The organism is Psychroflexus lacisalsi, from assembly GCF_020164495.1.
GTDB lineage: Bacteria > Bacteroidota > Bacteroidia > Flavobacteriales > Flavobacteriaceae > Psychroflexus > Psychroflexus lacisalsi.
Genome location: NZ_JAIQYZ010000001.1, coordinates 357,739 through 372,117, shown reverse-complemented (window position 1 = coordinate 372,117; position 14,379 = coordinate 357,739). Strand labels below are relative to the sequence as shown.

Genomic DNA, 14,379 nt, shown 5'->3' with positions numbered 1-14,379 from the left:
ATGAGTGAACAAAAGAATAAAGAGCGCTATTCTGACAAGGAATTAGCAGAGTTTAAAAAGTTGATTTTAGAAAAAATTGAAAAAGCTAAAAATCAACTTAACCTCTACGAAGACGCGTATAAAAACGGTAGCAGTAACGATACTGAAGATACTGCTCCTACCTTTAAGTCCTTCGACGAAGGCAGCAACACTTTGAGCAAGGAAGCAAATTCTCAATTGGCCATAAGACAAGGGAAATTTATCCGTGATCTTCAAAATGCCTTAATTCGTATTGAGAATAAGACTTATGGTATTTGCCGTGAAACTGGAAAACTAATCCGTAAAGAGCGTTTGATTTTAGTACCACATGCAACACTAAGCATTGAAGCTAAAAATAAACAGTAAACCTATAAAGTCCTAAAACCATAAAAGCACAGAGTTTAATTCTGTGCTTTTATGGTTTATATACCTGTCGCAAACCAAAACAGACAAGAAGGAGAACTCGGTTGAAAGAAAGCAGGTAATTTCTGAGACTCATAGCTCGATAATTTACAATTCTGAATGTAAGCAGAACTTAAAAATTACATCAACATAATTTTAAGACTCTTTATTGATTAAACTTAATTAATTATCTAAAATGATAAGTTTCTATCGTATCTTTACCATAAAGGTAAAAGCCAATTAAACATGGCTGAAAAATCATAGGTATGTAGGTTTTTTTCTCCTAGAACTTCTTATAAAAATTGAGATGGTCTAAAATATTTTTAGTTTCAGAATATATAAAATTCACTTTCTAAAACTCAATTACGATGCGCACCCTCAAATCCATCTTACTTCTTATAATAGTTTTGGCTGCAATTATTTTTGCCTTTCAAAACATGGAAACCGTTAATCTAAAATTTTTCAATTGGAAACTGCAAATTCCATTATCTGCAGCAAGTGCTTTATTGTATATACTTGGGGCGATTTCTGGAGGTTTGATTTTTTCGATGTTGAAGAAACTAACTCTCGAAGAGAAAAGGAAAAAGTAAATCAGTTCTAATTGATCACATTAATTTCCTCTCGATTTTTAAAATAAGTTTTCACATTTAATAATTTATAAAACACATTAAAAAAATATAAACATGAATAGAAAATTACTCATGCAGCTTTTAGCTCTCATTTCAGTTACTGCTTGTTTCGCACAGGAGAGAAGCGTTAAAATAGATTTTGAATCTGGTACATTTTATAATACGCCAAGAATACCATTTGATGAAACCTTGACTATAGTTGGAGAAGCTGGCAAGGATATAGAAATGGTGAAAGTCAACATCTCTTACGATGATAAAGATTTCATCCTGCATTCTTATCTATGGAATAGAATTGAAAATAACTCTTCTGAAACGTTCAACATTATTGTTCCGCCAGTTTTGAGATCAAATACAAAATATGATTTTGAAATCATCACATACAAGATAATGTCGAACACTCAAAAAAAGGAATTGCTAGAAAACCTTGAAAGCAGGATTCGCTTTCTCTTGATGAATAACATTTACTATGATGGAAAAAATGTAAATGTCAACAAGTCTAAAAACGTTTATGAAGAGCTAGAAAAACTAATAAAAGAATCTTTAAAATACCATGAATCTAAAAACATGATTCCGGCTGAAGCACCTTCGTCTCTTGTACTTCAAGAGCTGAAAAATCAGGATGATTTTAAATTCAGTAGATTTTTCAAGAAAACTACCAGAGATGAAGAAAGCGAGAAAGCCAATGAATTGATACAGGAAAAGGTGGACCACCTTGTGGAGTTGATGAGTTCTGAACTTACTCCCTTTATCAATAGTGATATTGTACAACATTATAAAAAGGTAAATATAAAGTCTGTACAAACAGACAAGGAACGCTTTACGCTACCTGTAAATGTAGGAATGTACGCCTGGAGTAAATCTGTGGATATCGATAATTCATCTGTAGATAATATCGATTTTACCCCTGGAGTTGGTATAACCATTCCTTTCAATAACAAAAGCAAACTCGCCATGAAGTCACGCATTTTCGATTCATTTGGGTTTTCTGTCGGAGTGTTGTTCGAACCAATAGAAGATGCTGAAGGTACAGAATATGTGACTCCAGGAGTAGATTTACCGATCTACACTGGCCTTGGTTTTAGGATGTTTAAAGTTGTTCGTTTTAACGCTGGCATCCTTATACTTGGAGAAAAAGGAACAGAAAATCTGGAAAAATTATCTATTATACCAACGGCTGGATTGGCCTTAGAACTTGATTTATGGATGGGAATAAAAAAATAAAAACACTTATTTATTCGGTTGCTCTGGTCGTTTCAATTGTTGCCTGCAGTACTAAAAACACGAGCTATACTGGATTATATATCGATAGTGAGACAGCTCTAAAAGTTTCTATGGAAACTGAAAGGGTTGAATCGGGAATGACGGATAAAACCCAAATGAAGCGAAATGACTCTGTGATAAGTCCTCAGGATCGGAAAAACATTATCATTATTTCTTCTGATAGTGCTTATTCACAGAAACTTATTTATGAAAACAAATCTTCTTTAATTAGAAATCAATCCCAGATAAAAGATTCAGAAGGAAGTAAAAAATCGGAAATTAGTAAAAATGCTTCACAAGCTAAAGATTCAATAATCAAAACGAGTCTAAAGGCTCAGGATAAGAAGCTCAAAGAATTTCAGAAGCAGATCAATGAAGATGACAAGTCCAGGTATCTTCCTGATAGCGTCTTTACTTTGACCAAAGCTCAGAAACTTCAGATTATATCAGGAAAAAGCAACACTGAAAATGACTCGATAAATGCAACTAAAGTAAATTCTGAAAAAGATAAAATTCAAAAGACAGACACGGTTTTTGTGATAAGGGAGATCAACAAAAATGTTGAAAAACAAGATGACAGCTCACAAAGGAAAGAAGATTCCAAGGCTGAAAATACTGGTTTAAAAAAGAGAGTTGAGCGTTTAGAATCTAGCCAGGATGATCAAGAAAAAAGAGAGCCTATTTACATCCAAAACGAAGCTCCTGCGAAACAGATAGAAAGAACAAGTGATCAAAAAGTGGAGTCTACTTACAGAGAAATCGTGAGGTATGAACCAGCTCAAAGACAAACTAACGTGCAACCAACCGTAGTTTCTAACTCCAAACAGGTTGATACAGTTTATGTTGAAAAGGAAGTACCGGTAAGAGAAACTATTGTTTTAGAAAATAGAAGCGAAGAAGCATTTTACGAGAAATTAAATTCTCAAAATGATACGATCGAACAACTTAAAAATCGACTTACTCAGAAGGAGCTTCTGCAACGAAAAACAGACACGGTTTATAAGATTAATGAAGTGCTTGTTTATAAAACGAAAGAGGTAGACTCGGTAAGTGTCACTACATTTTATGAAATTGGTAAAATAGTGCCCGCAAACAATGTTTTGGATGAATTGAAAGAAATTCTTCAAAGCAGACCGGTTGAAAAAGTCATGCTTTCGGGTTATACGGATGCTTCTGGTAATCAAAGCATCAATAAAGCTTTGACGGACAAGAGACTAGATTACTTAAAGGAATTTGTATCAAAGTTTGTGCTCCTCAATAAAATTTATGTACAAAATTTTGGAGATGCATTTGCGTCAAGTAAGATCATCCCAAAAGAACGTAGAGTTGTAATTACAGTGTACAGCAAACCAAATAACGAACAAAGTAAAATTGAAAAATAAGATATGAAAGTAAAAGTTTTAGAAGCCAAGACCTTAAACGAACTCGACTCTTACTGGTCGAATGAAGACTATTCAGCCTTGCTTAAAGAATTTGATTTTCCTGAAGCTGATGATGTAAAAGATGAAAATTTGAGAGAGATGCTATTTATGGCAATTTCAGATTTCGAACCAAATGAAGCTGCCAGTATAGTTTTGACCTACAAGTTGAGTGACCAACTTAACGAAGGTCAAATTCATTCTATTTCTCACGAAATGACAAATGATAAAGTCGCAGAAGAATATCCTGAACCGAATTTGCATTACGATTTGTTCAACATCAACCAGCTATTATACAAAGCTTACAACGGAACGTTCCCGAATACTGAAGCGACTTTACTTAAGTTTGAAGTGCTGGAAGACGATGGAGTTGACATCGGAGAAGATAGAGAAACACTGGCTAAAATCATTGCCGGAGGCTTAAAAGATAGCAGCTTGGTAAAGCGATTGTTTGCAGATCAACTTGAGGGAAATAAGAAATTTGAAGATGCGCACAAATTCATTTGGACTGTGAATACTGAAGAAAAAAATAAGTATCAGATTCTGACTTCCAAATACTTAATCAGCAAAGAAGATATTGCTGGCTCCAGTTATGATGTAGAGGTCAAAGACTATGAAGACGATTAAAAATATTAGATAAAACAATTGCTAGCTTAAGATTTAAAATATACCAACAAATAAATTGTTGAAAAATGAACGAACAAGATTACAAAACAAATAAAGAATCTGATCTGGGAAATCGTTATTTTGATAAAGAAGAAACTTTATCAATTACTAAAAGCTCGCATAATATCAAGAGCAATAAATTGAATTTGCTTGTCACAATTTTAGTCGTTTTATCCTTAATGGTTGGCTGTAATTCATCCAACAAAGATGGAGAAACAACATCCGAAGATCTTCAAAAAGAAATGAATGATGTCATGAAAGTGTCAAAGGAATATGGAGCTGAAAAATGGAAAAACCTAAGTGACAGAATAGAAGAATTAAGAAGTGACATTGAGGTGAAGACTGAAGAAGCTGAAAGAAATTACAATAATCTTAGCGATGATCTTCAAGACAAATACCTAGAAGAAAAACAAAAAATGACTCAACGCCAAGCAGAGTTAAGAAAGAAACTAAACGAGTTTGAAAAAGCAAGTGGTGAGAAAAAAGAAGAATTAAAATCTGAAGTCATTCAACTCAAAACTGCCTTGGACAAAAGCATAAATGCATTTGAAAAGGAAATGGAAGAAAGTAGGAATTAACATCTTTCAAACTAAATTATTTTCAGAAGTTTTAAAATGATTAAATGATTTTGGCTTTAAAAAAACTGATTCTATGAATAGGTCTGAGGTATTTTATGATAATCTAATTCAATATTTTGAGACGAATTATATCAACCTAGGTTTGACTTTGCTTTTCCTGATTGTAGGATTTTTGATAGCTAATTTCGTAGAGCAAAGGGTGAGGGTGCGTTTAGTTAAAAAGTCTCCAAACCACATCACGGCAACTTTTATATCACAAATCATAAGCTTTGCGATAAAAACTATCGTAGTCTTAATCGCACTTTACTTACTTGGATTGGATTCATTTACAAACAAAGTTCTAGCAGGAGCAGGCTTGTTGACTTTTGTAATTGGTTTTGCGCTTAAAGATATTGGCGAAAACTTTTTAGCGGGAATCGTCCTAGCTTTTAAAAGTCCTTTTAGGCTGGATGATTTAATTGAGGTAAATGGAATTATAGGACACGTCAAAGACATAAGTATTCGCGAAACCTTAGTAAAAACACCAGATGGTAAAGATGTGTTTCTTCCAAATTCCATCATCATTAAAAATCCATTATTCAATTATACCCTAGATGGGTTCTTACGCTATGAATTTGTCGTAGGAATAGCTTATGAGAACAGCCCAATAAAGGCCTTTGAGATAATCAAAAAAACGCTTAGTAAGGTAGAAGGTGTCTTGAAAGGAGAAAAAAAACCAAGCATTTCTATTGATGACCTAGCAACCAACACCATAAATTTGAAAGTTAGATTTTGGATAGATACATATAAATCAACAAAACGATCTGTTCATGAAAGCGTTCGCTCTGAGGTGATGGATCAAGTAGTAACCGCGTTAATATCTGAAGGCTTTAGCTTACCGGCATCTATTATTGAATTGAAGAATTACGATTCGTCAAAATCGCTAAAAATTGACTTTAAAAAAGAAGAAATAAAAAATTCTAATTAAAAACAAAACCCCATAAAATGAATACAAAACTTAAATTCATAATGCTTTTAATGGTGATTCTAAGTTCCTGTAGTGAAACTCTCGAGTTCCCTGTTTCTAAAGTAACACCTGGAGCAGATATTACTGCAGAAATTAAAGAACAAGATGACCCAAATTACCTAGTCACTCTGGAAGCAAAAAATCTAGCGGCACCAGAAAGACTCCAAAATCCAAAAAATATTTATGTGATCTGGGTAGTATCAGAAAAAGGGACGGTAAGAAATACTGGTCATTTTAACCCTAAAAATGAATCAACTTCAACTTTCAAAGCCTCTTTCCCATACCAACCTGTCGAAATATTCATTACAGCAGAAGATGAAGAAAGTACCTGTTTACCGTATGGAATAGAAATTACAAGGTTGAATCTAAATAAAGAGAAGAAATAAAAAAGTATCACATTCAATAAAATGTTTATTCAGACTAAAACTAAAGACTTATGCAGATCTAAGTCCGATTGAAATATCTTTTTATGAATCTTTTAGATTGGGAATTATTTAGAAAAAAATCATTTCTTTAAGAAGTTTTTTATCAACTGTCTAGAATGTCTTATAACTAGTTTGGTGTAAATTTGCAACCATGCAAAAAATTGAAAATTGTCCCGTTTGCAATTCAGGGAATATTCATCATTACACCTCAACGTCAGCACAAATGCACTCTAACAAAGAGATGTTCAATTTTGATCAATGCAGAAATTGCAACTTTGTGTTTTTAAATCCAAGAGTTCCTGAGAGTCAACTGAAAAATTATTATACCAAATTTTATCTCCCCTACCGGGGGTCTGAAGCCTGGGGAAAATTCGGAAAATTAGTCGAGAATAGTTTTAAAAAACTAGACCTCAGAAAATTAAAACGTGTACAACAAGTTCACGAATTGAACCCAGCTTCTCTTGTCCTCGACATTGGTTGTGGAAAGCCCAGCTTCTTGAAAATGTGCAAAGAAAAAACAAGCTGTAAGGCCCTTGGAATTGATTTTTCAAACGAAGGATGGAAAAACCAGGAAAGCGAATATGAGGGTCTTGATTTACGCATAGGTCAGGTAAATGATTTGCCTAAAAGCCTCAAACCAGACGTTATTACCATGTGGCATTATCTGGAACATGATTATACACCTTCAGATCATCTCAACTATTTAAAATCGATTTCAAAATCTACTACAAAGCTCATCATCGAAGTCCCCAATTTTGATTCGTCTAGCAGGAAAAAATTCGGTAAAGACTGGGCTGGATGGCATACACCTCGACATACTTCACTTTTTTCTCCAAAAAATATTGACCTTTTGCTCAATAAAAATGGGTGGAAAATAGAACACCTGTTTAATTATGGGACCATGGATCCTTACCTACTACACTGGATGAGTAAAATGGAAGAAAAAGGTATTGCATGGGATAAAAGTATGGAAGATGAAATCGTACCTTTTGTCGCAGATATGATTGGTTTTATGCCAAAAAAGCTTTTACAAAGAAAGCTGTCTTTGGGCATTATGACGGTTATTGCAAGTCCGGAATAGAGAGTCGGTAATATAACTACCAACTTTGATAAGGATGAGTTGAAAGCATGGAGTTGTAGTACTTCACCTCTCCTGTCACTTCCTGACCCAACCAATTTGGTTTTTCGAAGGCCTCGTCTTCGTTAGCTAATTCTATTTCTGCCACAATAAGACCTTGGTTATCTCCATAAAACTCATCAACTTCAAAAATATGTTGACCCACGTTGATGTAGTACCGTGTCTTTTCTATTCGTCCGGGCTCACAAAGTTTTAAAAGAGTTTTGGCTTCTTCGTAAGGGATTTCAGTTTCCCATTCGAATCTTGAAAGCCCGGATTCAGAACTTTTACCTTTGATGGTTATAAAACCTTTGTCATCAATAATTCTAACTCTTACAGTCCTCTCTTTATGCGAATTCAAAAAACCCTGAGAAATTCGTTTACTTTTAGATGCTTCACTTTTATAAGCATTAGAATTTACTAAGAATTTACGTTCAATTTCCTGCATCTATAACTTTACGTTTTCACTGATAGATCTAGCAATTTCTTTGAATTCTTCTTCTGTAAAAGAATCTTTCTTCTCAAAACGTATATCATCCATTGTTTGCAAAGGGATCAAGTGCACATGAACGTGAGGCACTTCCAGGCCAACTACAGCCATACCTACTCGCTTACAATCGATTGTAGCTTCTAGGGCATGGGCTACCTTTTTAGAAAATAACATAAGGTCCAAATATGTTTTGTCGTCCAAGTCGTAAATCTTATTGACTTCTTTTTTGGGAATGCAAAGCGTATGCCCTTTAGAATTAGGATTAATATCTAAAAAAGCAAGAAAATCTTCCGTTTCTGCGACTTTATAAGAAGGGATTTCACCTGAAATAATTTTTGAAAATATAGTTGACATAGTATTAAATTTTATTTTGTTTTTCCAATTCTGCCTGAAATTCTTCCATGACTGGCTTCACTGTGCTTTCAGGAATATCTTCGATACGAATATACATGAGGCCGTCAACTGAATTATTAAAAAGCGGGTCCACATTAAAGGCTACCACTTTTGCATTTTGTTTAATGTATTTTTTAATCAATACGGGTAATCTTAAGTTGCCAGGTTCTATTTCTTCAATGATTTTATCAAACTTATTCAAATTGGCTTGAGTAGAATCAAAAACAAAATCCTTATCGGCGTCCTTGAGTTTGACTTTAAATTCCTTCTTAGGCCTAACGTATTGTGCCACATAGGGATCATAATAATTGGATTTCATAAACTCAATCATCATGGATTTTGAGAAATTGGAAAACTTGTTGCTTATGCTTACCCCACCAATCAAGTATTTATGTTCTGGAAACCTCAACGTGCAATGCACTATGCCTTTCCAGAGTAAGAACAAGGGCATAGGTTTTTGTTGATATTCTGCAGTAATAAACGCGCGACCCATTTCTATAGACTCACTCAACATCTTTTGCAATTCAGGCTCAAAGCGAAAGAGTTCATTCAAATAAAACCCATCTATACCGTGGTTTTTATAAATGTCCTGACCCAGACCCATTCTGTAGGCTCCCGCTATTTTTTTACACTGGTTGTCCCACAAAAACATGTGCTGATAGTAATTATCATATTTATCCAGATCCAGAGATTTATTGGTGCCCTCGCCCACTTGCCTAAAGGTGATTTCCCTCAACCGTCCCAACTCCATAACAATCTTGGGAATATGTTTCCGTTCAGAAATAAAGACCTCATAATTATTACTGACCAAAAGCCGTCGGGAATCATCTCTGCAAGCTTGCACTTCTTTCTCCAGTGCTTCAGTCGTCATTTCTTCAGCAATAGACTTTGGTGGACGCTTCAAGGGAAATTTAATTTGTTTAGGGAAGTTCTCCAACAAATTTTTCTTCTCAAAGGAGTTCGCCAAAAAGTAGGTTTTACGTCTTAAAAAATTGGAGTATTCCGTAAGATCTTCAAAGGCACTTTGATCCTGAACAGAAATAGAATTTCCAATTCTTACACGAATGGGTCTATGGCTTTGCTTCAGCATTTCCCCTGGTAATTTAGCCGTCCTTAAGCTATCGTTGAGCTTGGCTAAGCGATAAAAAGAAGCTGAATTCCGAGCGTGAAAATATACCGGAATCACAGGAACCTTGACTTTTTTGATGAGCCGAATAGCTTCATTGGACCAGGGTTTGTCTACAACTTTTCTTCCTTCCATATGGGTAGAAACTTCGCCTGCCGGAAACAACCCAAAAGGACTTTCGGACTTGATATGCGTTAACGCCTGTTTAATGCCAGCCACACTAGATTTTGCCTCTTTATGGGTTTCAAAAGGATTCACGGGCATAACATAAGGCTTAAACGGCACGAGCCGATGCAAAAGAAAGTTGGCCACGACTTTATAGTCTGGACGCTGCTCCAGCATCAACTTGAGTAAAATTAAACCATCAACAGCTCCTAGCGGGTGGTTGGACACCGTTACAAACGGACCTGTTTTAGGGATACGTTTTAGGTCCTTTTCGGGGATTTCAAACTGCACATCCAGATGCAATAGCACCGCATCTATAAACTCGACACCTTCCAAATGAGCATATTGATCATAGATGGCATTCAGCTCTGAAATTCTCGTCGTTTGCATGATGAAGTTGCCCATGACATTCCCCAGAATCCCAAACTTTGACAAGTTGAGCCCGGTGGCGATTTCAGCAGCGGTTATGAATCCCATAGATATTTTAGTTTGACGTAAATATACTAAAGTTTAAGATTTTGTTTAGGAATGATTGAGATAGAACATGAATAATGCATTATGGTATTGAATAGTTTTTGTGTGGTTTTCTCTTTTGTTGAATATGAATCAGATAGAAAAATAGATTTGATGAAAATCGACATTTGAAAAAATGAACGAATAAATATTAAAACTAATTTTATGTTGATATAAGTACGGTCGAACCGTAAAAGATTATAAAAATCTCTTCGTAGTTTTACCCCTATATATCAGTTTATTTAAATATACAATCGCTAAATTATGAAATCAATTTTATCTCATCTTTTAATCATTTTACCGTTTTTGACATTCAGTCAAAATGCTATTGTAGCTGAATACTCACACACTTCCCCAACTTCAAATATTGAAAAATCTAAAAGTATAGTTTTGTACGCTAACAATGAGCGAGCTAAACAAATCCATTCTAAATCTCAAATAAATGATGGAAATGAGTATGGCGCTAGCTTAAATAATGATGGTAGTATAACAATCATAGAAGAACCTTCTGACTATAATAACGTTTGGTTTTATAAGGCTTCGACTAATGATGTTATAAAATCTGTCAAAAACCCTAAATCAGATTTTATTGTTTATGATACAGGTTTAGACTATAATTGGGAGATTAAGGATGAAATTGATAGTATAGGGAATTATCAGGTGGTAAAGGCTTTGACCAATTTTAGAGGGAGAACTTTTACCGCTTGGTTTGCTCCTGCAATCCCCATCAGTTTTGGCCCTTGGAAGCTAAAAGGACTGCCAGGATTAATACTCAAAATGTATGATCAAGAACAAAAATACACCTGGTCAGTTAGGAAGATTAATCTTAATGCAGAATTTACTGAAGATGCTCTTAAGCCTACAATTAGTGAAGATGCAGAAGGAATGACTTACCGAGAAGGACTTGAGCTTTCCGACAAATTACGAAATGAAAAATCTAGAATAAGAAATACTAAGTTAGGTGGAAGAGGTACTAGTTTTAAAACTGTAAGGCATAGGGAGCAAGAACTGGAAAGAGAATTTGAATGGGAAGAAAATTAGCCCAAACTTGAAAAAACAAAACAACCTAAATTACATTTTCACATTCCTATCCCTTTGGTTAGGAATGTTTTGTTATTCCCAAACCGAAATCACTGGAAAAGTAAAAGATAGTATTGGGAACCCCATTAGTTATGCTAATGTGCTGCTTCAACCTTTAGATAGTCCACGAATTCTAGCGTACACCTCAAGTCAGCAGGATGGAAGTTATAACCTCAAAACAGACCGAACAGGAGAGTTTCAGGTTGTTTTTGCTTCCTTAGGCTATGCCAAAAAAGAGGTTAAAATTACCCTGAAGAGCCAGAACTCTATAGAAGTAAATGCCGTTTTGCTCGAAGAAGAAATGCTCCTTGAAAACGTAACTATTCAAGGTGATCGTCCCATCACTGTAAAGAAAGACACCATAGTGTTTGACGCCGATAGCTTTCGGCGAGGGACCGAGGTGGTAGTGGAAGATTTGCTTAAAAACCTCCCCGGTGTTAATGTAGAAAGTGATGGCACCATAAAAGTTGGGGATCGTGAAATCGAACGCCTTATGGTAGATGGAGATGATTTGTTCGAAAAAGGCTACAAAGTCTTAAGTAAAAACATGACTGCAGATGCCGTGGATAAAATTGAAATTTACGATAATTATTCCCTCAATAAACTACTAAAAGGCATTGAAGAAAGCGACCGTGTCGCCATGAACATCCAGCTTAAAGACGACTATAAGCAACAGTGGTTTGGTAATGCAGATCTAGGCGCAGGTGGCTTCGATCAATTTTACCATAAAAACCGAGTGAACCTGATGTCTTTTGGTAAAAAAAATAAATACTATTTTCTTGGGAATTCTAATAATATAGGCGTGGATGCCGTAGGAGACGTCAGCCAAATGATACGCCCTATGCGTTTTAATCAGCCTGGCAGTGTTGGCGATGGTGAACGTGCGTCCTCATTACTGAGTCTTTATACGGATGTCCCTCAACTCAAGCGAGAGCGAACCAATTTTAATAACGCCCGCTTGGTGTCCTTAAATGCGATTCATAATCTTAATGACAACATGAAAATTCGAACGCTTGGCTTTTTTAACTGGGATGAGAATGAATTTTTTAGAAATACTACCACTCAATTTGTTCTTGATGATGATAGCTTTACCAATGTGGAAGATTTTTCCATGAATAAAACAAAATTCCTGGGTTTTGGTAAAATCGATTATACCTACGACATATCGGATTCTAAAATGCTAGAGTATACAGGAAGCTTCAATAATAGTGATATCAGTTCTAGAAGTAACTTGATTTTTAATACAAATTCCACCATAGAGAATCTTCAGGATGATAATCAACAAATTGATCAAAAATTGCTTTACACTCATAAACTGAATGAAAAGGAAGTATTCTTATTGAGCGGCAGATACATTAACGATAAAAGTCCTCAAGCCTACAGGAACAATCAGTTTTTGTTTGAAGAGCTTTTCCCAGACGCAGGTAATGTTGAACAAGTCAATCAATCCAGTCAAAACACCATGGACTTTTTGGGCACAGAGGCTGAATACAAAAACCGCAAAGCCAATAAAGACTTAATTGAAGGCGTGATAGGAGCCACTCATCGCCAAGACAGACTAAATTCTGTTTTTGAGCTCACAGAAGAAAATGACAACCGTTTAAGGCCCGACGGATTTCAAAACCTCACTGAATACAGAGTCACCGATATTTATGCTAAAGGAAAATACCTTTATAAAGTTGGGGACCAATTAAATATTACCGGGAATTTAGAAGCTCATCAATTACTGAATACATTGCAAAACAGCAATGAAGTCAAACAGCAACAGGATTTATTTTACATTCAACCCCAATTGGGCGCTCGATGGAAATTCAATGATGACAATAGTTTACTGGGAAGTTATACCTACTCTACCAATAATACTTCGATCATAGAAGTGTATGAAAACAATATATTGACAAATTTCAGAGGATTTAGCCAGGGTTTTGGTGAGCCAACACAGCTTAACGCCAGCAATTATTTGTTGATGTACAGATTAGGGAATTTTGGAGATAAGTTTTTTGCTAATGCTACCGTCAATTATTCTAAGAATCACGATTTTTTCACTACCCGTTCCATTATTCAACAAGATTATCAGATTAGTGAACAAGTTTTGATTGAAGATCAGGAGTTACTTTCGGTAAGTACAACTGTAGACAGGTATCTCAAATCCATCTCTTCCAACTTAAAACTAAAACTCAATTATAGTCAAACCGATTTTATCAACTTTGTCAATGCCTCAGGAGCCAGGGAAATCAACAACCAAAGTTTTGTGTACGGACTCGAGTTAAGGTCTGGTTTTTTGTCGGGTGTTAATTATCATTTGGGAACTGAATTTAGGACTTCAGAAGTCAAAACCACTCAAAGTAATTTCAGCAACAAGTTTAGCAATACTGATAATTTTTCCTTTTTGGATTTGAGTTATGTCTTTTCAGACCGGTTGAATATGACCTTAAATACAGAGCGTTATTACTTCGGAAATCTGAATTCTGACAAGAATACGTATTACTTTTCAGACTTTTCAGCCATGTACACCACAAAAAATAAACAACTAAATTTCGGGTTAAGTGCAAAAAACCTATTCAATACGGAAACCTTTACCAACTTCTCTATAAGTGATATTTCTACAAGTACAACTAGTTATAGGTTATTACCGCGGATTATAATGCTTAATGCCAACTTTAAATTCTAAGACTTGTTTTTTTCTTTCAATAAATCCCGAATCTCAGCTAAAAGCTGAATATCTTTTGGGGTTGAGACAACAGGATTGGTTTCATCCTGAGCTTTGGTTCTGAGTCGGTTAAAACCTTTAATCACAAGAAAAATGCAAAGCGCAATGATCAAAAAATCTATAGAGGTTTGAATAAAGTTACCATAAGTTAGCTTTAAAGCGGGCTGAATCAAAATTTCGTCCTGAATGACTTCTTCTTTCAAGACAACACTCAATTCTTTAAAATTGATATTACCTAATACCACGCCGAGCAAAGGCATAATGAGGTCATTTACCAAGGAGGTCACTATTTTGCTAAATGCTGCACCAATGATGATACCAATAGCCATGTCGAACATGTTGCCTTTAATGGCAAATTCTTTGAATTCTTTTAAGATTTTCAT

The 14,379-nt window shown here is 35.2% G+C and carries 15 protein-coding genes; 11 read left to right on the top strand and 4 right to left on the bottom strand.

The features are described 5' to 3' along the window. From LB449_RS01605 to LB449_RS01565, 9 genes are all read left to right on the top strand, one after another. Positions 1 to 384 carry a TraR/DksA family transcriptional regulator gene (locus tag LB449_RS01605; protein ID WP_224453323.1) on the top strand — a complete coding sequence of 128 codons (384 nt, stop codon included), beginning with the start codon at positions 1 to 3 and terminating at the stop codon, positions 382 to 384. Between the two features lie 404 nt (positions 385 to 788). Then, positions 789 to 1,010, top strand: a complete 222-nt coding sequence (locus LB449_RS01600) for a lipopolysaccharide assembly protein LapA domain-containing protein (protein ID WP_224453322.1) — start codon at positions 789 to 791, stop codon at positions 1,008 to 1,010. A 93-nt stretch (positions 1,011 to 1,103) separates the two neighbouring features. Next, positions 1,104 to 2,270 (top strand): serpin family protein, encoded by a 1,167-nt coding sequence (locus LB449_RS01595; RefSeq protein ID WP_224453321.1) that lies wholly within the window; start codon positions 1,104 to 1,106, stop codon positions 2,268 to 2,270. Beyond that, on the top strand, positions 2,249 to 3,691 hold the full coding sequence (locus LB449_RS01590; RefSeq protein WP_224453320.1) for an OmpA family protein: 1,443 nt from the start codon (positions 2,249 to 2,251) through the stop codon (positions 3,689 to 3,691). Before LB449_RS01595 ends, LB449_RS01590 begins: the two co-directional genes overlap by 22 nt. Before the next feature lie 3 nt (positions 3,692 to 3,694). Further along, on the top strand, positions 3,695 to 4,354 hold the full coding sequence (locus LB449_RS01585; RefSeq protein ID WP_224453319.1) for a hypothetical protein: 660 nt from the start codon (positions 3,695 to 3,697) through the stop codon (positions 4,352 to 4,354). Between the two features lie 65 nt (positions 4,355 to 4,419). Then, positions 4,420 to 4,971 (top strand): hypothetical protein, encoded by a 552-nt coding sequence (locus tag LB449_RS01580; RefSeq protein ID WP_224453318.1) that lies wholly within the window; start codon positions 4,420 to 4,422, stop codon positions 4,969 to 4,971. 73 nt (positions 4,972 to 5,044) lie between these two features. Then, a complete protein-coding gene (locus tag LB449_RS01575; RefSeq protein WP_224453317.1) occupies positions 5,045 to 5,938 on the top strand; it encodes a mechanosensitive ion channel family protein in 894 nt (297 codons plus the stop codon). Positions 5,939 to 5,955: 17 nt separating this feature from the next. Beyond that, on the top strand, positions 5,956 to 6,363 hold the full coding sequence (locus tag LB449_RS01570) for a hypothetical protein (protein WP_224453316.1): 408 nt from the start codon (positions 5,956 to 5,958) through the stop codon (positions 6,361 to 6,363). 190 nt (positions 6,364 to 6,553) lie between these two features. Then, positions 6,554 to 7,483 carry a class I SAM-dependent methyltransferase gene (locus LB449_RS01565; protein ID WP_224453315.1) on the top strand — a complete coding sequence of 310 codons (930 nt, stop codon included), beginning with the start codon at positions 6,554 to 6,556 and terminating at the stop codon, positions 7,481 to 7,483. 16 nt (positions 7,484 to 7,499) lie between these two features. Here the strand turns inward: LB449_RS01565 and LB449_RS01560 are convergent, their stop codons facing one another. Genes LB449_RS01560 through LB449_RS01550 form a run of 3 tightly spaced genes read right to left on the bottom strand, consistent with a single transcriptional unit; the run spans position 7,500 to position 10,170 of the window. Continuing rightward, positions 7,500 to 7,967 carry a CYTH domain-containing protein gene (locus tag LB449_RS01560; protein ID WP_224453314.1) on the bottom strand — a complete coding sequence of 156 codons (468 nt, stop codon included), beginning with the start codon at positions 7,965 to 7,967 and terminating at the stop codon, positions 7,500 to 7,502. Beyond that, entirely contained in the window at positions 7,968 to 8,363 is a 396-nt protein-coding gene (locus tag LB449_RS01555) for an HIT family protein (RefSeq protein WP_224453313.1), read from the bottom strand. It abuts the gene before it with no gap. Positions 8,364 to 8,367: 4 nt separating this feature from the next. Beyond that, positions 8,368 to 10,170, bottom strand: coding sequence for a GNAT family N-acyltransferase (locus tag LB449_RS01550; RefSeq protein WP_224453312.1), 1,803 nt, complete (start codon positions 10,168 to 10,170; stop codon positions 8,368 to 8,370). A gap of 300 nt (positions 10,171 to 10,470) precedes the next feature. Between LB449_RS01550 and LB449_RS01545 the strand changes: the two genes are divergently transcribed. Both LB449_RS01545 and LB449_RS01540 read left to right on the top strand, forming a co-directional pair. Continuing rightward, the gene (locus LB449_RS01545) at positions 10,471 to 11,247 is read left to right on the top strand and encodes a GLPGLI family protein (protein ID WP_224453311.1); all 777 of its coding nucleotides are present in this window, start codon (positions 10,471 to 10,473) and stop codon (positions 11,245 to 11,247) included. Positions 11,248 to 11,254: 7 nt separating this feature from the next. After that, positions 11,255 to 13,957, top strand: a complete 2,703-nt coding sequence (locus LB449_RS01540) for a carboxypeptidase-like regulatory domain-containing protein (RefSeq protein ID WP_224453310.1) — start codon at positions 11,255 to 11,257, stop codon at positions 13,955 to 13,957. On the opposite strand, the gene mscL is transcribed toward LB449_RS01540, so the two are convergent. Next, positions 13,954 to 14,379 (bottom strand): large-conductance mechanosensitive channel protein MscL, encoded by a 426-nt coding sequence (gene mscL / locus LB449_RS01535; protein ID WP_224453309.1) that lies wholly within the window; start codon positions 14,377 to 14,379, stop codon positions 13,954 to 13,956. The two genes, LB449_RS01540 and mscL, sit on opposite strands and share 4 nt — an antisense overlap.